This window comes from Paraburkholderia sp. J69-1 (assembly GCF_905220255.1).
Lineage (GTDB): Bacteria > Pseudomonadota > Gammaproteobacteria > Burkholderiales > Burkholderiaceae > Paraburkholderia.
Genome location: NZ_CAJMZG010000013.1, coordinates 37,748 through 58,500 on the forward strand (window position 1 = coordinate 37,748; position 20,753 = coordinate 58,500).

18 protein-coding genes are annotated in these 20,753 nt (G+C 62.2%); 3 read left to right on the plus strand and 15 right to left on the minus strand.

Annotated features, from left to right (window positions below):
* Window positions 1-16 precede the first annotated feature (16 nt).
* From U5A67_RS23255 to zwf, 3 genes are all read right to left on the minus strand, one after another.
* Complete coding sequence (locus U5A67_RS23255) at window positions 17-1,327, minus strand: MEDS domain-containing protein (RefSeq protein ID WP_321816030.1); 1,311 nt, start codon at window positions 1,325-1,327, stop codon at window positions 17-19.
* 289 nt (window positions 1,328-1,616) lie between these two features.
* Window positions 1,617-2,417 (minus strand): ROK family protein, encoded by an 801-nt coding sequence (locus U5A67_RS23260; protein ID WP_415767910.1) that lies wholly within the window; start codon window positions 2,415-2,417, stop codon window positions 1,617-1,619.
* Window positions 2,418-2,455: 38 nt separating this feature from the next.
* Complete coding sequence (gene zwf, locus U5A67_RS23265) at window positions 2,456-4,069, minus strand: glucose-6-phosphate dehydrogenase (RefSeq protein ID WP_321816032.1); 1,614 nt, start codon at window positions 4,067-4,069, stop codon at window positions 2,456-2,458.
* Between the two features lie 317 nt (window positions 4,070-4,386).
* Here zwf and U5A67_RS23270 point away from each other — a divergent pair, with 317 nt between their 5' ends.
* On the plus strand, window positions 4,387-5,316 hold the full coding sequence (locus U5A67_RS23270) for a hypothetical protein (protein WP_321816033.1): 930 nt from the start codon (window positions 4,387-4,389) through the stop codon (window positions 5,314-5,316).
* Window positions 5,317-5,374: 58 nt separating this feature from the next.
* On the opposite strand, the gene U5A67_RS23275 is transcribed toward U5A67_RS23270, so the two are convergent.
* Window positions 5,375-5,998 (minus strand): glutathione S-transferase, encoded by a 624-nt coding sequence (locus U5A67_RS23275; RefSeq protein ID WP_321816034.1) that lies wholly within the window; start codon window positions 5,996-5,998, stop codon window positions 5,375-5,377.
* Window positions 5,999-6,201: 203 nt separating this feature from the next.
* Here U5A67_RS23275 and U5A67_RS23280 point away from each other — a divergent pair, with 203 nt between their 5' ends.
* On the plus strand, window positions 6,202-7,533 hold the full coding sequence (locus U5A67_RS23280) for a leucine-rich repeat-containing protein kinase family protein (protein WP_321816035.1): 1,332 nt from the start codon (window positions 6,202-6,204) through the stop codon (window positions 7,531-7,533).
* Between the two features lie 68 nt (window positions 7,534-7,601).
* Window positions 7,602-7,889 carry a PAAR domain-containing protein gene (locus U5A67_RS23285; RefSeq protein ID WP_205985973.1) on the plus strand — a complete coding sequence of 96 codons (288 nt, stop codon included), beginning with the start codon at window positions 7,602-7,604 and terminating at the stop codon, window positions 7,887-7,889.
* A 20-nt stretch (window positions 7,890-7,909) separates the two neighbouring features.
* Here U5A67_RS23285 and U5A67_RS23290 read toward each other — a convergent pair whose 3' ends face one another.
* The 11 genes from U5A67_RS23290 to U5A67_RS23340 form a co-directional block, all read right to left on the minus strand.
* Window positions 7,910-8,803 (minus strand): methyltransferase, encoded by an 894-nt coding sequence (locus U5A67_RS23290; protein WP_321816036.1) that lies wholly within the window; start codon window positions 8,801-8,803, stop codon window positions 7,910-7,912.
* Between the two features lie 102 nt (window positions 8,804-8,905).
* On the minus strand, window positions 8,906-9,904 hold the full coding sequence (locus tag U5A67_RS23295; protein ID WP_321816037.1) for an alpha/beta hydrolase: 999 nt from the start codon (window positions 9,902-9,904) through the stop codon (window positions 8,906-8,908).
* 8 nt (window positions 9,905-9,912) lie between these two features.
* Window positions 9,913-12,345 (minus strand): TonB-dependent siderophore receptor, encoded by a 2,433-nt coding sequence (locus tag U5A67_RS23300; protein ID WP_321816038.1) that lies wholly within the window; start codon window positions 12,343-12,345, stop codon window positions 9,913-9,915.
* A gap of 96 nt (window positions 12,346-12,441) precedes the next feature.
* Complete coding sequence (locus U5A67_RS23305; RefSeq protein WP_321816039.1) at window positions 12,442-13,536, minus strand: FecR family protein; 1,095 nt, start codon at window positions 13,534-13,536, stop codon at window positions 12,442-12,444.
* A complete protein-coding gene (locus U5A67_RS23310) occupies window positions 13,529-14,083 on the minus strand; it encodes a sigma-70 family RNA polymerase sigma factor (protein WP_205985978.1) in 555 nt (184 codons plus the stop codon). The genes U5A67_RS23305 and U5A67_RS23310 overlap by 8 nt, the downstream gene beginning before the upstream one ends.
* Window positions 14,084-14,235: 152 nt before the next feature.
* The gene (locus U5A67_RS23315) at window positions 14,236-14,793 is read right to left on the minus strand and encodes a GNAT family protein (RefSeq protein WP_321816040.1); all 558 of its coding nucleotides are present in this window, start codon (window positions 14,791-14,793) and stop codon (window positions 14,236-14,238) included.
* Window positions 14,794-14,800: 7 nt separating this feature from the next.
* Entirely contained in the window at window positions 14,801-15,598 is a 798-nt protein-coding gene (locus U5A67_RS23320) for a PhzF family phenazine biosynthesis protein (RefSeq protein ID WP_321816041.1), read from the minus strand.
* A gap of 121 nt (window positions 15,599-15,719) precedes the next feature.
* Complete coding sequence (locus tag U5A67_RS23325; protein ID WP_321816042.1) at window positions 15,720-17,132, minus strand: purine-cytosine permease family protein; 1,413 nt, start codon at window positions 17,130-17,132, stop codon at window positions 15,720-15,722.
* Between the two features lie 116 nt (window positions 17,133-17,248).
* On the minus strand, window positions 17,249-18,718 hold the full coding sequence (locus tag U5A67_RS23330; RefSeq protein ID WP_205985981.1) for an aldehyde dehydrogenase: 1,470 nt from the start codon (window positions 18,716-18,718) through the stop codon (window positions 17,249-17,251).
* Window positions 18,719-18,730: 12 nt separating this feature from the next.
* Window positions 18,731-19,768 (minus strand): LLM class flavin-dependent oxidoreductase, encoded by a 1,038-nt coding sequence (locus U5A67_RS23335; protein WP_205985982.1) that lies wholly within the window; start codon window positions 19,766-19,768, stop codon window positions 18,731-18,733.
* A gap of 10 nt (window positions 19,769-19,778) precedes the next feature.
* Window positions 19,779-20,753, minus strand: a complete 975-nt coding sequence (locus U5A67_RS23340; protein WP_205985983.1) for a flavin reductase — start codon at window positions 20,751-20,753, stop codon at window positions 19,779-19,781.

Below are 20,753 nucleotides of genomic sequence, written 5' to 3' on the forward strand. Positions count from 1 at the left end.
CGGGATGAAAGCGCACTCAGTTGCCCATATCGCTCGCCGGCATGTGGAAGGTGAAGCGGGTTTGCGCGTCGTTCGACACCAGATCGACGGTGCCGCCGTGCGCGCGCGCAATTTCAGCGACGATATAAAGCCCGAGCCCCAGGCCGCGCTGCTCTTCGCGCACATTGCCGCGCGTGAACGGCGCGAACAGGCGCTCGTGCATCTCGGGCGGAATCGCCGGGCCCTGGTTGCTGACGCTTAGCGTGAAGCCGTCGGTATCGCTGGCCGTGACCTGAACCGGCGCGTTCTGCGAGCCATACGTGAGGGCGTTTTTCACCAGATTGGACAGCATGCGCGCCATATAGACCGGGTCGGTGGCGACCGGCCGCGTGAGCGAAATCGACAGATCGATCTGCCGTTGCGGATGCGCGAGGCGCAGTTCCTCGACCGCGTGATTCAGCGCCGCTTCGAGCCCTTCGTGCGCGAGACGCACGGGAATGCCGTCGATAAAGCGGCTGCGGCTCGCATCGGAAATATCGTCGATGAGCGCCGTCATATGGCGCACGCTGCGGCCAATGGTTTCGGAGATCGCGCGCTCGCGTTCGTCCAGCTTGCCCAGCCGCAACAGACGCGCGCCCGCACCGATTGCCGCGAGCGGATTGCGCAGATCGTGACCCAACACGGCGATTGCCTGAATGGCGTCGATTTCGCGCTGGTCTTCGGCATCGGCGGCAGGTTTGGCACTGGCGGTATCGTTGGCGTTGGCCGCGAGGTCGGACGCCGCGCTGCGCAGCACGAACTGATGGCGGTCCAGCACGTCGCGGGCTTCGGTCGCGTCGATGCCGTCATGCCGGTAGCTGCACATGCAGATCAGCCGCCGCCCGCGCACCATCTCCTGCACGCTGGATTCGTAGTCGAGGAAATCGTCCCATTCCGCCTTGCCGACCCACGAGCAGTTGCCGTTGGTCCGCAGCCCGCGATAACCGGCGGCCAGGGCTTCGCGCTCGCGCTCCAGCAAGCCGGAGATCAGGGCCTCCGCGTGCAGCGGTTCGCCTTTCGAGTAGAAACCACGGACGTCCTGGATCTCGATCTGTCCTTGCTGCTCGCGCGCGTCCAGATCGGGCACGACGGCGCGCAGGGCGGCGCGCGCCTCGTCGGCGCCGAACGGCGCTTCGGTGACCCAGAGGCAGCGCTCGTTATTCGCGAGACCTGCCTGGAAATACGGCACGAGGGTGTCGCGCAGATCGTCGGCCGACCGAAAAAGCTGGCCGATATGGCTGCCCCACGAGAGCAGCGGCAGCGACGCGATTCCCGAAGGCGCGTGAGCCTGAATGGATTCTTCTTGCATGGAGCGACGGAGTAAAAAGGCGCGCCATCGAGGATGGCTGCGAGGCGGCGGCGCGCAACCGCTGCATCAGCGCACAATATACTCCGTCTGATTCGTCGCGCGTCGGTAGAACGGGTTCTTTCTGCCGTTTTATTCGCGCTGGGTCGGTAAATATTACTTATTTGGTGCCGGAATGCGGCGATCTATTGGCGCCGAAAACGAGAATGAGCGAATCGATAAGGAATCCAGATCGAAATGAAATTGGACCGTCGAGCCTCGTTATCCGGCTGCGACGGCTTTCGGCATCGCATCAGGAAACCGGCAGTTTTTCGCGCACCGAGCGCGGATGCCACAAGCGCGCACCGCCTTCAATGCCGCGATCGTTCGGCACGGTTGCGACATTGGGCGGCAAATCGAAAGACAGGCGTTCGGCGTTGCCGCCGCCAATCCAGAGCTTGTCGTAATGCACGAGCGATTCGAGAATGCCGATAACTTTCTGCACGCGTTGATTCCAGCGTTTGTTGCCCGCCTTGCGACGCGCCGCATCGCCGATATATTCGTCATACGCGTGTTTCTTGCTGACCGGATGATGCGCGAGTTCCAGATGCGGCATCAATTCGCCATCGCGAAAGAGCGCGGTGCCCGCACCCGTGCCCAGTGTGAGCACGAACTCCAGACCGTGACCTTCGATGGCGGCAAAGCCCTGCATTTCCGCGTCGTTGATCATGCGTACCGACGCAATGCCCAGTCGCTCGCCGAGCTTCTGCGCGAGCGGCACATCGCTCCAGCCTTCGACGCCCAGATGCGGGGCCGTCAACACGTGATTGTCGCGCACGAAGCCGGGGAAGCCGATCGACACATGCGTGGCGGGGTATTGCTGGATCAGCGGCGCAACCAGTGTACGCAAGGTCTCGACGAGAAGATCGGGCGGGCAAGGGTGGGGCGTGGCCACGCGCACGCGTTCCGTGCGCATATTGCCTTGCGCATCGATGATGGCGGCTTTCAGGCCGGTGCCGCCAATATCGATAGCAAGGATGTTTTCAATCTTTTGAGCCGTGCTTTTCGAAGTCTTTTTTACGGCAGTTTTCTGGCTTGTCACGCGCGTCTCCATCGATATTGAATGCCTGCAGCTTGCTTCACTGCACTCTATTACCGCTTTTTTGATTCTGCCGGCGTTAGCGTGCGCCATGCGCGGTCGTCCTGCGCGAGCAACGCGTCGGCTTCTTGGGGGCCCGCGCTGCCCGAAGCGTAGCCGTGCACGGGCACCGCATCGCCGTCTTTCGGATGCAGCACATCGTCCACTGCTGCCCAGGTCGCTTCGATGCTATCGGCGCGCTGGAATAGCGTTGCATCGCCGAGCATGCAATCGTAAAGCAGCGTTTCATAACCCACATTCGCGTGTTGCGCGAAGAAGTCGTCGTAATCGAACGACGAACGCACCGCGCCGATCTCCATTACCGGTCCCGGTGTTTTGACGTTGAAATCGAAACTCGTGCCATGCGATGGGTCGATACTCAGTGTGAGTACGTTGGGCGTCAAGGCATCGACGGGCGTGTCGCGAAAGAGCCGGAACGGCACGCTTTTCAGTTGCACGGCAATTTCCGTGCGCCGTGACGCGAGTCGCTTGCCGGTGCGCAAATAAAACGGCACGCCCGCCCAGCGCCAGTTGTCGATATGCACGCGCGCGGCGGCATAGGTTTCAGTGCGGCTATCTTTCGCGACATTCGGTTCGTCGCGATACGCCCCGCCTGCCGGGCCGCTTTCATACTGGCCGAATACCACGTCATGCGGTGCGAGCGGTTTGAGTGCGTCGAAGATTTCGGCTTTCTTGTCGCGTACGGCTTCGGCGTCGAATGAATTGGGCGGTTCCATTGCAATCATGCCGAGTAACTGGAACAGATGGTTCGGCACCATGTCGCGAAACGCCCCGGTCTGCTCGTAGAAACTGCCACGGCCTTCCACGCCGATCACTTCGGCGGCGGTGATCTGCACGCTGTCGATATACTCGCGCCGCCAGATCGGCTCGAACAAGGCATTGGCGAAACGCACCGCCAGAATGCTCTGCACCGTGTCCTTGCCGAGAAAATGGTCGATGCGATAGATCTGCGATTCCTGCGCGAAATCCAGTAAATGGCGATTCAGATCGCGTGCGGAGGCGAGGTCGGTGCCAAAGGGTTTTTCGATCACGATACGGCGGAAAGCGGCATTGTCGCCATCGCCTTGTTTGAGCAATCCGGCTTTGCCAAGACGCTCGATGATCGGCTTGAAAAAGCGCGCGCCCACGGCGAGATAGAACACGACGTTGCCATTGCCATCGCTACCGGAGAGCGCTTTGGCAAGACGCTGATAAAGCGCGTCGTCCTCGAATTCGCCGGCTTCGTAGCGCAGGCGCTGCGCGACCCAGTTCCAGGCTTGATCGTCGAGTTTCCCTGCGTGGAAAGTGCTGGCCTTATCGGCGGCGAATTGTTCGAGCGCGCTGTGCAGATCGTCGCGCCATTGCTGCGTTTCGCGCTCGCCATGATTGATGCCGATGATCTGCATGCCATCGTCGAGCAGCGCATCGACGGCGAGGTTGTAGAGCGCGGGCATCAACAGGCGCCTGGTGAGATCGCCGCCCGCGCCGAAGATCACGAGCGTGCAGGGCGGAGCGCGATAGCGGCCGGCCGGTGCGGGAGATGCCGTGGGAGCATCGTGAGGCTGAAAAGGCACCTTGGCGCTGGCGGCTGAGTTGGGAGTGGCGGGAGTGGCGGGATTCGTGGGCATGATTTCGCTTCGGCTATCCGGTTCGAGTGAAGGGCGTGACCATGCGAGGCCAGCAAAATCGATACCTTGAATGACAGCGCCAATGCGCGCTCAGTTCCCGCGCGATGTGTAGGCGTTCTGTAAATGCGCGTAAGCGGAAGGTCGTAAAACGCCTCGTTCTGGTGCGTTGCAGCGCGAGTTGGCAAGGTTCACGGAGTTGTATCGCAAGCTGAGGTAGCCTGCGCAAAGTGGCCCGGTTGTGGTTTGGTGTTGGCGCGTCTTTGGGTCGAATCCAGCGGTAAAGCGACGGTTATCTTGACCAGATGGAGGCATCTACGATGGCAACGAAGCAAGGCAAACTTTACGTGTTGCAGGCGCGTCCGCCCGCGATCATTGGGTTGTGCGCGGATGGTACGCACGAAGTGGTGCTCGCCAATCTCACGCGAACGCCGGACGGCATCAAGGTCGATGCCGAAAGCGCGGTGGTGTACTGGACCAATATGGGCACCGGCATTCATCTGATCGATGGCGATCCGGCTTCGGGCGCGCTGCCGCCGAACGACGGCACGATCGAGCGCGCGAATCTCGACGGCAGCGCGCATGAAGTGCTGGTGGCGTCGGGTCTCGCGGGCACGCCCAAGGAGCTCGTGCTCGACAAGGAAAGCGGCCACCTTTACTGGTGCGATCGCGAAGGCATGCGCGTGATGCGCGCGCGCCTGGACGGCACGGAAGTCACCGAACTCGTGCGCACCGGCAATTTCCCCGACGACACCGAAGACGCCACGCGCCATTGCGTGGGCATCGCGCTCGACAAGCCTAATGGGCACGTCTACTGGACCCAGAAGGGGCCGCCCGATGCCGGCCTTGGCCGTATCTTCCGCGCAGGTATCGACCTGCCCGCCGGCGCGCATCCGGCCGGGCGACCCGATATCGAATGCCTGCTGGCCGATCTGCCGGAACCGATCGACCTCGATATCGACCATGCCAACGGCATGCTCTACTGGACCGATCGCGGCGACGATTCGCACGACGGCAACACGCTCAACCGCGCGCGTATCATGGCCGAAGGGCTGCTGGGCCATGAAGTGCTGGCGCGTGAACTGAAAGAGGGGATTGGCGTGTCGCTGGACGCGCGCGGCCGCCGTGCATTCGTTACCGATCTGGGCGGCAATGTGCGCGAACTGAATCTCGACACGAAAGAAGTGTCGCATTTCGTGACGGTTGCGCATCTCGGGCCGTTGACGGGCATCGATTACATCGATAACTGATTCTGGCCGATGGCGCGGCCCGGTATCGCACCGGGCCGCGTTTTAAACCTTATGCTTTTTACGTCAGCGAGCGATTGCCATACGCCATAAAACCTGGCCGCTCATTTAATCGTTCGACATAAGCGCTCACAGCCGGCAATTCGGGTTTCTCGAACGGCGTGCCGAACCAGCGATTGACGGAAAGGCCAACGGGAATATCCGCGAGCGAGAAGCCTGCGCCCGCAACGAATGCGTCGGTGTCTTGCAGTCGCGCTTCCAGAATGTGCATATTGCGCGTCCATTGCGCGATCGACTGGGCGATTTCCTGCGCGTCCTGATGGGCCGCAGATTGGCGCACGAGGCCGAGAAACGCATAACTCCACGAGCGATTCAGATCGGTTGCCTGCCAGTCCATCCATTGATCGACGCGCGCGCGTGCGAAAGGATCGACGGGATAGAGAGGTTGGCCGTCATAACGCCCCGCCAGATAGCGGATGATCGAATTCGATTCCCACAACACGAAATCGCCGTCCTTGATCACCGGCACGAGTGCATTGGGATTCAGCGCCAGGAATTCGGGCGTTTGTGTGGAGCGAAATCCCGATCCCCAATCTTCGCGCGTAAAAGGCAGATTGAGTTCGGTGCAGGTCCAGAGCACTTTGCGGACATTGATAGATGGGGTCTTGCCGAGAATTTCGATCATGGCGCTGGGAGTGAGTTCGAAAAAACCGGATTCAGGAAGTCGTGCGGTGAACGATGATCGCGCGCCCGGCGCGCTGGCGCAAGTTCCCGGCAGTGTACGGCAGTGCACGCGCGGCACGACGCTGCCATGCCGCTAGAATGTCGATAAACGGGCGGCGCGACTCGCCGCCGTGCATTCTCTTTCATGCAAGAGCGATTCCCAGCGTGACCACTGCCACTCTCGACTCACTGCGCGCCGGGCAACTTGCCGGCGCACGTCACCTCAGACTCGCGTGCGGTTTGACCGAATTTCCGCGCGAGATTTTCGACCTCGCCGACACGCTGGAGGTGCTCGATCTTTCCGGCAACGCGCTCACGTCCTTACCGGACGACTTACCGCGCCTGCATCGGCTGCGCATTCTGTTTGCCTCGCAAAACCCATTCACCGGACTGCCGCCGATGCTGGGCGAGTGTGCCGCGCTGAGCATGGTCGGTTTCAAATCGAATCGCATCCGGCACGTGCCTGCCAGCGCATTGCCCGCGCAATTGCGCTGGCTGATTCTCACCGATAACGACATCGACACCTTGCCGCCTGAACTTGGCGAGCGGCCCCATCTGCAAAAGCTGATGCTGGCGGGCAATCGTCTGCGTGCGTTGCCCGAAACGATGGCAGCATGCTCGCGGCTTGAATTGCTGCGGATATCGGCGAATCAATTCGATACGTTGCCCGACTGGCTACTGAGCTTGCCGGGCCTCGCGTGGCTGGCGTATGCAGGCAATCCGTTTAACGCGGCGCGCGAACAGGCGGCCACGACGAACGCGCCGGTGCCCGATATTGCGTGGTCCACGCTGGCGCTTGGGCAGACGCTTGGCGAGGGAGCATCGGGCGTGATTCATCGCGCGACGCGTCTGCTCAAGGATGGGCATCCGCTCGATGCCGTGGCTGTCAAACTGTTCAAGGGCGCGGTGACGAGCGACGGTTTGCCCGATCTGGAAATGGCCGCGTGCCTGCAGGCCGGGCAGCATCCGAATCTAATTCCCGTGCTGGGCAAGATTGCGGGGCATCCGCTCGACGAGCACGGCCTGGTGATGGCGCTGATCGATCCGGCGTTCGGCAATCTTGCCGGGCCGCCCAGCCTCGACTCCTGCACGCGCGATATCTATGCCGCCGATGTGCGATTGGACTGGCATGCCGCGCTGGGTATTGCACGTGGGATTGCTTCGGCGGCGCAGCATCTGCATGCGCGCGGCATCATGCACGGCGATCTCTACGCGCACAATATCCTGCACGACGGCGCCGGCCATGCGTTGCTGGGCGATTTCGGCGCGGCTTCGTTTCATGGCGTCGATGACGACGCACGAGCGCAAGCATTCGAACGGATCGAAGTGCGCGCGTTTGGCTGTCTGCTGGAAGAACTGGCGCAGCGCGCGATTCACGCAGCGGACGCCAAGGGCGACGCGCTGGCGGCATTGGTGCGCGAATGTCTGAATGAAAGGGTGGCAGCGCGACCGCTCTTCAAGGCGATTATCGAGCGGCTGGAAGTATTGCTGGCGTAATCGACGCAATACAGGAAAAATGCGTTCTTTACGCCAGACTGATGAATCGTTACAGAACTCTGTGATCTATGAAGCGTTATCTGATACTCAATGGCGACAAGACCACCGCAAATGGCACGGTCATCGCAACGCACACGTCAATCCAGTTCACCGGTAGCGATGTCGCGCACGAAGGCGATGACGTGCAATGCCCCGCATGCAACAGCACGGGGAAAATCCAGTGCGACGGACCGCGTCAGGTCATGACCGCGCCGGATGGCCGCCACGCAGCCTTGAGCGACGATCTGTGCATCTGTCAATGCAATCCGCCGCCCAAACTGGTGGCTTCACAACAATCGATGTCGGTCGATGCGTGAACGTTCGCTGACCGGCGATATCAAGGCTTGATAAACCGCAGCGTCATTCGATCCGATTCGCCAATCGCGGCGAAGCGCGCGCGGTCCACCTCGCCGCCCTGATAACTGGGCGGCAGCGACCAGACACCGTGCGGATAATCCTTGGTGTCTTTCGGATTCGCGTTGATCTCGCTGCGCGCGGCCAGCACGAAACCCGCTGCCTGCGCATGCTCGATCACATAATCTTCTGTCACATAGCCGCTATCGATCATCTGCTGCACGGTCGCGCCGCGCTTGGCGCGATGCTCCTCCACGCCCAGAATGCCTCCGGGTTTTAGCGCGACCCAGAAAGCGTGCAGGTTCGCATCGATCTGGCCATCCTTGATCCAGTTGTGGATGTTGCGGAACGTGAGGACGCGATCGAACTGGCCTTGAGAGTCGAAGCCTTTGAACGCGCCCGCGTGCAGCGAGCCCATCACGACGTTGCCATATATCGACTGATTCCCTGCGATCTTGCGCAGGAAGGCGGCATCGGTATCGCGATCTTCCGCTGCGAGTTCCGGCGACGTGCTGATGTATTGCGCTTCGTAAAGATGGCCGCGATCGTGCAGCCAGGGCGCGAGAATATCCGTGTACCAGCCACCGCCGGGTGCGATCTCCAGCACCTTTTGCGTCGGCTCGACGCTGAAGAATTGCAGCGTTTCCTTCGGGTGCCGATACACGTCGCGTGCTTTGGCGCGATCGCTACGCTGCGCGCCGTTAATGGCGGCATCGAGAGAAGCCGCCGTTGCCTGCTGAGGCTGCGTATTCTGCGCAGCCTGCTGGGTGGGCGCGGCGCATCCCGCAGCAAACAGCGCAAGTGACGCAGCAGCGACGAACGCCGCGCGCTTCAGCGCATGACGTGCGGGGACTCGATAACCTTGGATCGGATTCATGGGCGAGGGCGCGGTTTTGATCAGCCCACACGATACCCGGTTATTCGCTACCGCGCTGGCCGGGCATCGTGCATCACGCTCGCTAACGTTATGGGTTATCGCTTATCGTGGCTGCGGTTTTGCGCACGTGTGTTGCGCGGCAAGCGTCACCGCTTCGCTGATCGCGGCAGGCAAGTATGAAACGTGGTTCTGGCCTGGGTAGATCTGCAGATCGGCATTGAAACCGAGTGCAGGCGTCGCTTGCAGCGCCGTTGTGAAAGCACGCGCATTGTCGATCATCGCGGCGCGCTGCACGCGTTCGACGCGTGCTGGCGGGCTGTTGGGCGCGAGACGCTGCTCGTCGCCGCCGATGCGAACCGCGAGCGGAATCAGCGGCGAAGTCGCCGTTACGCGCGCAGTACGCGCAGCGTCGCGCACCTGGTCGAGCAATGCGCCGGCATCCCACCAGAGCGAAGGGCTGGCCGCCATATAGCGCGAATACGCCTGCGGATGCGATAGCGCGTCGTGCAGCACGAAATAGCCGCCGAGCGAGTGGCCGAACAGCATGCGCGACCCCGGCGTTTCATGCGTACGCGCTTCGATAGCGTGCGGCAGTACGTCGTTGACGAACGTTTCGAAAGCCTGCGCACCGCCGGTTGGCAGCGGCGTGTTTTGCGCGTCGCGCGGCACGCCCCAGCCGTCGCGGCTGGGCGTGGTGAAATCGCGGAAACGCTGGCGTTCTTCGAAGAGCGCATCGTTATCGGCGGCGACGGCGGCAATCGTCACCGGTCCGATCAGACGCGCCTGCAGACGCGCAGCGCTTACCGCGAGGGCAAATGTGGCGTTGCCATCAAGCAGCACGAGTAGCGGCGGCGCACCTTCACGCGCGCACGCATCGACACCTTCGCCTGCTGCGCGCGGCGCTTTGGCACTGGCTGCATCCGGATGATAGAGCCAGACGCGATAACGCGGGCCTTGCGGCCCGGCGTCGAGTACGAACGAATCGGTATCGGGAAGCAAGGCATGCGTTGCCGAAATCGATTCGGAATCCATATTGACTGGCGACGCATTTGCGCAAGCCGTCGCCGCCAGTACGAAACCCGTCAGCAAGAATCGTTTCATTGTCGATGTCACCATTGGTAGCGCGCCGTACCGATCACTTCGCGGCGAACGCCCCAGAAGCATTGCGTCGCGCTTGCGCATGCCGCTACGTACTGGCGGTCGAACAGGTTCGAGGCATTGAGAGCGAAACGCCAGTTGCGCAGTTCGTAGTGCAGAGCGAGATCGACCAGCGTAAAGGAGCCAACCTTGAACGAATCGTCGGCGGCGCCATACGTGCTGCCGATATAGCGCACGCCTGCGCCCATGCCCAGGCCCTTGAGCGTGCCGCGATGCAGCGTGTAATCGGCCCACAGCGAGGCGGTCTGTTTGGGCACCGCAGCGGGCGTATGGCCGAGCGACGTGTCGTTCGCGCTCGACACCCACGCGCTCGTATACGTATATGCGGCGATCAGCGAAAGCTCGCGCGTCAGATTCAGATGCGTTTCCAGTTCGACGCCGCGGCTTTTGACGGCGCCCGTTTGCACGCGATAACTCGAATTGGTCGGATCGGGCGTCGAGACATTGTGCTGTTCGAGATCGTAGAGCGAGAGCGTCGTGAAGCTCGTAGTGCCCGGCATCTGATACTTGAGGCCGACTTCGAACTGACGCCCCGTCGACGGTTTGAGCGCGCTGCCATCTTGCGTCGTGCCCGAGGTGACCGGCTGGAACGAACGCGAGAAGCTCGCGAACGGCGAAAGGCCGTTGTCGAAGGCGTAGAGCACGCCCGCACGCCACGTGAAGGCGCGATCGAACTGGCTCGACGAGGTGTGCTTGACGTACTCGTTCGCATTGGTCGACGCAAAATCTTCGCGCGCGCCAAGCACGAACGACCATTTGTCCAGCGTGATCTGGTCCTGCACGTAGAGGCCGAGATCGTCGGTGCGCTGGCGCGTGTAGCTGGCGAGCTTCGGGTCCGCGATGGCCTGACCGTACACGGGCGCCGTGATGTCGAGCGACGACGCGGAGCCGGACGAAAGACGGCGGTCGGCCATCGTCATCTGATAGTCGATGCCCGTGAGCACGGCATGATGCAGCGGGCCGGTGTTGAAGTCGCTTTCGAGTTGCGTGTCGGTCGAGAGCGCATCGAGATGCTCCATCGAAGCCGTGGTGAGGCGCTTCAGATAGCGGTTGGTCGAGTTGGTATAGCCGCTCGAATAAACCGTCTGATAGTCGCTCCACATGTGCATGTAGCGCGTGTTCTGGCGCACCGTGAAGGTGTCGTTGAAGCGATGGCTGAAGGCGTAGCCGAGCGTCACCTGTTCGCGGCGGAAGTGGTCGTAGTTGGGGTCGCCGTCATTGAAGCCAGTGCCGATCTGCCCATTCGGGTTGTACGACACGGTGCCGTAGCGCGGCAGAAAACCGTAGTAGCCGTTGTTCGGATCGTACTGATAGCTCGCGAGCAGCGTGAGTTCGGTGTTGGCATCGGGGCGCAGCGTGAGCGACGGCGCCACGTAAATACGCTGCTCCTTCGTTCCGTTAACCTGAGTATCGGCGTCGCGCGCAAGGCCGACGAAGCGGTACAGCACGCGCTTATCGGTATCCAGCGCGCCGCCCAGATCGAATGCGCCTTCCCAGCGGTTATGCGTGCCCGCACCCAGCATGACTTCGTTGACGTGATCCGCTTCGGGGCGCTTGCTTTCCAGCACCACCACGCCGCCAGGATTGGCCTGGCCATAGAGAATCGAACTGGGACCACGCAGCACTTCGATGCGCTGCAGGCCGTATTGTTCGATTTGCGGCACCGCATAGGAAAGGCCGCGCCCCATATTGAGGCCGTCGAGGAAGTTCACATACACGGCATTGCCGCCGAATCCGCCAAAACCGCGCATCTGCAGACTGTCATAGCGATCGCCGATACCGCGTGTTTCCGGCACGACGCCAGCCGAATAACGCAGCGCCTGCGCGACCGTCTGCACATTCTGCTCGTCCATCTGCTTGCGCTCGATGATCGATACCGATTGCGGCGTGCGCGTGAGCGCTACATTGGATTTGAGCGCAGCGCCGGAAACCGTGGGATCGTGCGAATCGGCCGCATTTTGCGCGCTGATTTTCACGGCAGGCAGCGCGGTATCGGCTGCCGTGCTCGAATCCGAGCCTGGCGGTTGCGGATCGGTTTCCAGCACGAATGCAGCGTTCTGGCCGCGCACGGCGCGCAGGCCCGTGCCGCGCAGCAGTTGCGTAAGCGCGCTGGCGGCATCGGCATGACCGTTGAAACCCGGCGAGTGCTTGCCGGCAACGAGCGAGCTTGCGTAAGCCAGCTGCACACCGCTGGTTTCGGCGAAGCGGTTGAGCGCCGTGTTCAGGTCCGAAGGCGCGATGCGGTAATCGATACGCGCGTCGCGTTGCGTGCTGGCGGCGTTAGCCGTCGTGTCCTGATCGGCGAATGCGGGCAGTGCCGCGCCAAAGAGTGCTGCTGCCGCCGCGCTGATCGCGAGCGGACGGAAAGATGCTTGCGTGAACAACGAAATTCCCCCGAACTGATGCTGTACGTTTCTGGTCTTGCTGAGGGAATAGACGTTTGGGCGCGCAAAAACCGGACGTCCCGCACAAAATATTTTTTACTGCGCGGTCGAGACGTCCTGAGCAGACAGAATGACGACGCGGCCCGCGATCTGCGTGGCGTGCAGCGAGAGTGTTTCGGCGAGCGTGGCGAGCGCCTGGGCGGGCGCATCGATGGCGAAATTGCCGGAGACGCGCAGCGTTGCCGCGTTGCCGCGCACGTAGATGAAGTGGCCTTTCCAATAGCGGTTGAGTGCGGCGGCAACCTCTGCAAGCGGCGCGTCGGTGAACACCAGGCGGCCGCGTTGCCAGGCCGTGGCCGCGAATGTATCCACCGGAACGCTAGCGGGCGCGTGCGCTGCGTCGCTGTATTGAACGCTTTGGCCCGCAGTGGCCTGCAGCGCGCCCGAGGCGTTGCCCACTTCCACGCGGCCTTGCGTAACAGTGACGAGCGTCGCGGTGCTGTGTTTCGAAGATGCAGCATCGGGCAGACTCACCTGGAACGCCGTGCCGATATCGGCGATGTTGCCCTCGGCGGCCTGCACGATGAAGCGGCGCGCGTCGCCGTGTTTGACATCGAAGGCCGCGCGGCCGCGTTCTAGCACGACGCGGCGTTCGTGCGCGTCATAGCGCACGTCAACGGCGGAATCGGCATCGAGCCGCATGACGCTGCCGTCGTCCAGCGCGACCGTGCGCAACTCGCCCGCCGAAGTCGCGAAGTCCGCTTCGTGCAGATAGTGCGTGATGCCGATCGCGGCCACGGCCACGGCACAGGCGCATGCGAACGCTAGCCGCGGTGCGCTAAAACCAAAGCTGAAGGTCGAGGCGGCACGTGCGCGCGGCGTGCGTTGTGGCGGTGTAGCGGGGCGCGTGCGCAGCGCATCCGCCTGTTGCCACTGCCCGAGCGCAGCATCGAATGCCGCGCGATGTTGCGGCGAGCGCGCGCACCAGCGTGCAAGACGTGCATCGCCGGGCGTCGCGCGGCCCGCGTCGATCCGCACGATCCACACCGCCGCTTCGGCGTGCAGACGCCGCGCGCGTGTCGTTGCGCGCGCATCGACTGGATTCGCCTCGGAACCGGTGGCTGAACTGGCGGTCGAGCGACCGCCTGAAGAAGAAACGGGCATACCCAGTGGCTGGTAATCCTTAGTCATGGGCCGGCGGCGCTGAGTCGTCGCGAGCGCCCCGGTCGAACTCGACCAGCCCCAGCAACGCGCGCCGCAAGTGTTTTTCGACCATATTGCGGCTGATCTGCAGCCGCTCGGCAATGGCTTCGTGCGAAAGGCCGTGGACCTTGCGCAGCAGGAACACTTCGCGGCAACGCGCGGGCAGCGCGCTCACGGCCTGTTCCAGCGCGCGGGCGGTCTGCGAGGCCTCGGCGAGCAGGCTCGGATCGACAGGATCGACGGCCAGCTCGGCGCAGGCGTCATTATCGTCGTCGTGCGGCGTTACGTCGATGCGGAACTGGCTGCTGGTGCGATGCTCGCGAAAACGATCGACGATCAGGTTTTCGATCACCCGCACAAAGAACGCGCGCGGCTGGCGCACGTCGGCGGAACCCGGCAGCGAGGCCACTTTCACGAACGCGTCGTGCACGAGATCCGACGCCGCTTCCGCCGACTTCACGCGGCGCGAGGCGAACGCGAGCAACGCACGATAGTGCGCGGCGAACGTGTGAGCGAGGCTGGAAGACGGCTGCACGAGTGGATCTGCGAGACCGGCGGCGCACGGCCGCCCGGTTTCATGTCGCTTACGGTAATTTTACGAATGAGAATTATTATCGTTTATGAAAATTAGCGCAAGCGGCAATTTCTTTGTGTGGCGAACGGGTCTTTTGGGGTGGGGCGGCGGGACTAGCGGCCGCTGCGCAGGGGCCCGGCGGAGGGCGGTTGGTGGGATTCGTGCAGATGCCGCTCGAAGTGGACGAGGTCGTGCCACTCGCCGTGCAGATACATGCTGCGCCTGGCCTGGCCGAAGGCGACGAAGCCGTTGCGCTCCAGCACGCGCGTCGAGCCCACGTTCTGCGGCCGCACGATCGCTTCGATTCGCGACAGATGGAGTTCAGCCGCGGCGATCTCCACGGCGAGCCTGACCGCCTGCGACGCGTGGCCTTTGCCGGCAAAGCCTTCGCCGATCCGGTAACCGAGCGTCGCCTTATTGAAGTACGGGCGCGTCACGCTGACCAGATTGATCCGGCCGACGATTGTATTGTCGAAGCAGACGAGATACTGATAGGCCCGATCGTTTTCGCGATCGTCCTGAGCGCGCTCGATCGATTCGCGTACGGCGGTGAGGTGATAGTAGCTGGCGGAGCGAGCGTTGATCCAGTGCTCGAAATAGGCGCGGTTGTCGATCTCGAAGGCGAGCAGGGCTTCGGCATCGGTCAACGCGGGAGGGCGGAGCGTGAGCATGGGCGGCTCAATCGGAATGAGCAACGACTCGCCCACCAACCTGCACAGTCCCGCTGCGGTACGTTGCGACAATGGTGCAGGGCTGCCCGCGTCCATCGCCTTGCAGCAGCGTGATGTCCCGCTCGAGCCGCACTGCCAGTGCGCCGGCCGCGACGCCGGTTGCGGCGTCTTCAAGGCTGGGATCGAGATGATTGAAATTGCGCCCGGCGTACGTGTCATTGCCCAGCGCGCAATAGGCGTAGATGCCCGAAACGCCGTGGGCTCGGCTCCACGCAGCGATCCCCGCAAGATCCGGCGTCAGGCCGCGCAGCGCGGTTTCGTCCTGCACTTCGACTAGCAGCTTTGCGCTGCCGACCGAGGCAAGCCCGGGCGTTCCCATCAAATAGCTGACATTTTCACCGAGGAGCCGTGCCGTCTCTTCCAGGCCGGCAATCACTGGCGGACAGGCTTGCGCCTGCAATTCGACAAAAATAAGTTCGCCGCGCTTTTCAATCTGGAGAGATTGCCCGCGCATACTCGTCACAGCATGAAGGCGCGTGGCGTCTGGGCGTTGACTGAAGAGCAGGGCACCGGCAGCAAGCGTTGCGTGAAGGCAGAGCGGGCTGCGCGCGTGAGGGTAATAGAAGTCGAGAACCAAAGACGCATCGCTGGTGTGGTCGACGAATACCGAGGCCGCCGCATTGCTTTGTCGCGCGAAAGCCAGCCGGTCGTTTTCATTCGATGAAAAATCTTCCACGACTAGCGCCGGATTGCCGCTGGCCTCGTGACGGCCAAAGCAAAGCATCGAGTGAGTGCGGAGTGTCATTGAAGCCTCATGCCGTTTCGTGCAGGGAGGCAGGCATTATCGCAAAGTGGATTCTTCAGCGACAGATGCGAAACGGCAGCCTTCCGGGAAAGGCTGCCGTAGTAGCGCAACTTTTAATGACTTATTCCGAAGCCTGCGCGCCCGCCGGCGATCGGCGCGGCGAAGGCGAACCGTTCTTCGAAGCCAGCACATAGTAAGTCAGTGCGGTGGCGACGAGACCCACCATCCACGACACATCGGCGCCGCCCAGGATGGAAGCCCACGGACCGTGGAAGAAGCTCTCTTCCATGAAAGGCACCTGAATCAGGATGCCAAACACGTAGATGGCGATCGCCTTGACGTTGACCGAACCATACATGCCGCCATTGCTGCTGATGATTTCCGAAACGCGGTAGCGACGGTTGTTGATCAGATAAAAGTCCACCAGATTGATGGCGATCCACGGCGCGAGCACGATGCGCATCGCGAAGATCGCGGTCAGGAAGATCGCGATGAAGTTGCTCGACGCCCACAGCGCGGTGATGGTCGATGCGATCAGCAGCACGGTCGAAACCACGATGCGCACGTTGCGGCCCGGTACCCAGTTCGGGCGGAAAGTCTGCGCGGCGGTGATGATCGACAGCACGCCGCCATAGAGATTCATGCCGTTATGACCAATGATGTTGATCAGGAAGAGACCGATCAGCACATAACCGAATGCGCCGGTTTGCGTGCGGATGGCGTCCATCGCGTCGGTGGCGTGCCCCGTGCTGACGGCCAGCACGCCGAACAGGAATGCGAAGATCGTACCCAGCGAAGTGCCGAAGTAGGTGAAGGCAAAGGTCTTCGCAAAGCCCGTGGTGGCGGGCATATAGCGCGAATAATCGGACGTGTAGGGCGCAAAGCTGATCTGCCACACAGCGCACAGACCGAACATCGCGAACCAGTTGGCGAGATCGAAATGACCTTGATGGAAGGCTTGCGCATCCAGAGCCGGAATCAGCATGACCATGCCGACCACCAGCGCGCCGCCCATGAACCACGCGCCAATCTTGTTGAAGCGGTGAATGAAGTGATAGCCGATCACCCCCACCAGCGTCGCGAGCACGGCGCCCAGCACGGTGCCCACATGCACGGGCACGAAAGGCGCGGCCGTATGCAGCGTCTTGCCCGCAAGAATAATGTTGGAAACGAAGAAGCCGAGATAGATCAGCGTCGTAAAGCCCACGACCAGCAAGGAGCCGTAGCGGCCGAATTGCGCGCGGCTTTGAATCATTTGCGGCACGCCAACCAGCGGGCCTTGCGCCGACGTCAGCGCATGAAAAATGGCGCCGAAGAATTGCCCGGCAGCGATGGCAAGAATCGCGCTAACCAGATCGAGGTGGAAAATCAGCACCGAGGTCGCGCCCGAAATCACCGCGAGCGGCGCGACGTTCGTGCAGAACCACAGGGTAAAGAGATCGGCGGGCTTGCCGTGCCGATTCTCCGGTGCAACGTATTCGATCGAATTGCTTTCGATGGTCAGAACGCTGTTATCGTTCGCCGGGTTTTTCATAGTGTCTCCATCTTTATTGCCGGGCCACGCCGCGCCACAGGCGCCTTATGTGCAAGGGGCGTGGCGGGCAGGGCATCCATGGCTTCGTAACGACGTGGTGATCGTTCGTTGTGCGACTAGCGCATGACGAACGGATCGCTGATCGGTTCGTCCGACGTGCGCAGCCAGACCGATTTCGTCGTGGTGTATTCGAGCGCGGCGCTCAGGCCGCCTTCGCGGCCGTGGCCGGAAAGACCGAAGCCGCCGAACGGCACGAGCGGCGAAACGGCGCGATAGGTGTTGATCCACACGATGCCCGAACGCACGCGCTTCGACACGCGGTGCGCGCGCGTCAGGTTGGTCGTGAAGATGCCCGCCGCCAGACCGTAAGCCGTGCTGTTGGCTTTTTCGATCGCTTCCTGCTCGCTGGAGAAGGTATCGACCGACAGCACCGGGCCGAACAGTTCGGTGGTGATGCTGTCCGCGTTTTCCACGCCCGTGCAATCGAGAATCGTCGGGGCGTAATAGAAGCCCGCGCGCTCCAGCGTCTTGCCGCCTGCCAGCACTTTCGCGCCCTGACGCACCGAGTTCGCGACGATATTTTCAATGTGACGAAGCTGACGCTCCGTGCACAGCGGGCCGTATTCCGTGGCCAGTTCTTCCGGCGCGCCAATCTGGATGCGCGAGACGCGCTCGACCAGCATCGCGAGGAATTGATCCTTGATCGATGCGTCGATCAGCAGGCGCGAACCGGCCACGCAGCTCTGTCCGCTGGCCGCGAAAATCGCCGCGACCTGGGCATTCACCGCGCTCTGGATATCGGCATCGGCGAACACCATGAACGGCGATTTGCCGCCCAGTTCGAGCGAAACCTTCGCGAGGTTTTTCGATGTGTTCGCAACGATATGCTTCGCCGTTTCCGGGCCGCCCGTGAAGGCAACCTTGTCGACATCGGGATGGCTGCTGAGGACGGCGCCGCATTCCGCTGCGAAACCCGTGATCACGTTCACGACGCCGGCGGGGAACCCGGCTTCGTGAATGAGCTTCGCGAATTCCAGCAGCGGACCGGGCGCTTCTTCCGAAGCCTTGAGCACGACGGTGCAACCGGCCGCGAGCGCCGGACCGACTTTCACCGCCGAAAGGAACAACTGGCTATTCCACGGCACGATCGCGGCCACCACGCCCACGGGCTGACGTTCGAGCCAGACCTGCATATCCGGCTTGTCGACCGGGATGTGGCTGCCTTCGAGCTTGTCGGCGATACCGGCGTAATAGCGGTAATACTCCGCCACGTACGCAATCTGGCTCGACGTTTCGCGGATGATCTTGCCGGTATCGTGCGTTTCAATTTCAGCGAGTCGCGGCGCGGCCTTTTCGACGAGATCGGCGAGTTTGTGCAGCAGCTTGCCGCGCGCCGATGCCGTCAGCCCGGCCCACGCCGGGTCGCCCAGCGCGCGGCTGGCGGCCGCTACGGCGCGATTGACTTCATCGGTACGGGCTTCGGGCATCTGCGCCCAGACCTGGCCCGTGGCCGGGCTGACACTGCCGAAAGTAGCCGCGCCCGCTTCGAACTGGCCGTCGATATACAGCTGAAATTGAAAACTCATGGAATTCCTACCTCACTTGAACGCGGGCATCACGTCGTTGATCATGCGCTCGAGCGACGCCTTCTTGCGCTCGAAGCTCATGCCGGTGTCGATCCAGAACGAGTACTCGTTGAAGCCCAGCGCTTCGTAAGCCTTCAGTCGACCGATCACTTCTTCGGGCGTGCCGATCACATTGTTCTTGCGCATCGCTTCCGGCGTATAGAACGGGTGCGCATCCATTTCTTCCTTCGTCAGCGGCTTGATCATGCCCTGGCTGACCGGACGCTCGTTCTTGAACCACGCGCCGAAATAGTTGTAGAACGCGTTCACTTCTTCTGCGGCAACCTGCGCGTCGTCTTCGTTGCTGGCGACATACGTGTGGCGCAGCAGCATGATTTCCGGGCGCGGCATATTGCTGAACTTCTCGCACGCAGCATTGAAATGGCCGACCAGCTTTTCGACTTCTTCGTCGCCGAAATGCAGCGGCGTGACCTGCACGTTGCATCCGTTCGACACCGCGAATTCGTGGCTGTTCGGATCGCGCGCGGCAACCCAGATCGGCGGATGCGGCTGTTGCAGCGGTTGCGGCGACGAGGTCGTCGAGGGGAATTGCCAGAACTCGCCTTCGTGCGCGTAATCGCCTTCCCAGAGCTTCTTGACGGCCGGAATCAGTTCGCGCATGCGCTGGCCTGCGCCCCATGCGTCGAGGCCCGGCATCAGGCGCTCGTATTCGAACGAGTATGCGCCTCGCGCGATGCCCAGATCCAGACGGCCGCCCGTGATGATGTCGGTCATCGCGGCTTCGCCGGCGAGCTTGATCGGGTGCCAGAACGGCGCGATCACCGTGCCCGTGCCCAGACGCACGTTCTTCGTCTTGTTGGCGAGATCGGCGAGATTGAGGAACGGGTTCGGCGCGATCGTGAAGTTCATGCCGTGGTGCTCGCCGGTCCAGACGGCGTGCATGCCGCCGCGATCGGCGATCTGGCAGAGCTCGACCATTTCGTCATACAGCTGCTTTTGACTGGTCTGGTCGGAGACGCGCTCCATGTGGACAAAAAGCGAAAAACGCATGGTGTGACCTTTAGGAAAGAAGCGGGCGGACCGTGCCGTTGCTGTGGTCGCCGTAATACATGCCGTAACTCTTGAGCTGGCTCTCCTTGCGATAGCGCTGCAGCATGCTGGCCACGGCGCTGTCCTGGAACTGATCCGGCTCGATGTCGTCGAGGCTCACGAAGCGGCTGGACGCGTCGACTGCGTCGCCCGCATCGTCTGGCGCGCTGCAAAGGAACGCGATGTACTGGTAATGGGTTTCGGTGTTGTTGTACGCCGAATAAATAAAGCTTGCAGACGCATCGGGCTGGTACTTGCCGAAAATCCCGGCGAGCGCCTTGTCCGCGCCTTCCTTGCCGATTTCCTGCGACGGCAGGCCCCACTTGTTATCGGCCGTGCGCGTGAGCAGCACCTTGTCGTCGCGCGCGATGATCGCGCTGACGATCACCTTCGGCCCGGCGATCACTTCGGCCGATACCTTGGCCGGCGTGAAATAGCCGCCGCGGTAGTAACCGAGGCCCGCATAGCCCGCCGAATGGAACGCTTCGACCTTGCCGACCAGCAGCGCATGGTCGCCCGCGTCGATCACGGCATGCGTGGAACAGTCGAACCAGGCGCTGACATCGTCGAGCAGCGGGTTATGGATCGCGCTGAGATTCCAGTCGACGTTCGCGAAGCGGTCGTCGCTCGGGCGGGCAAACGTATTCGACAGATCCTTCTGGCCTTCCGCGAGAATATTGATCGCGAAGTGGCCGGTGGTCGAAAACGTCTGATAGTTGCTCGACGTCTTGGCGATGCTCACCAGCAGCAGCGCGGGATCGAGCGACACCGACGAAAACGAGTTCGCGGTGAAGCCGAGCGGCTTGCCGTCTTCGCCGGTGGTGGTCACGATCGTCACGCCCGTCATAAAGGCGCCGAACGCGTCGCGAAGCTCGCGGGGATTGATGACGGCGGGCGCGGCGTTCACAGCAGCGGCAGCGGTCGTTTGGACGGTCTCTTGGCTCAT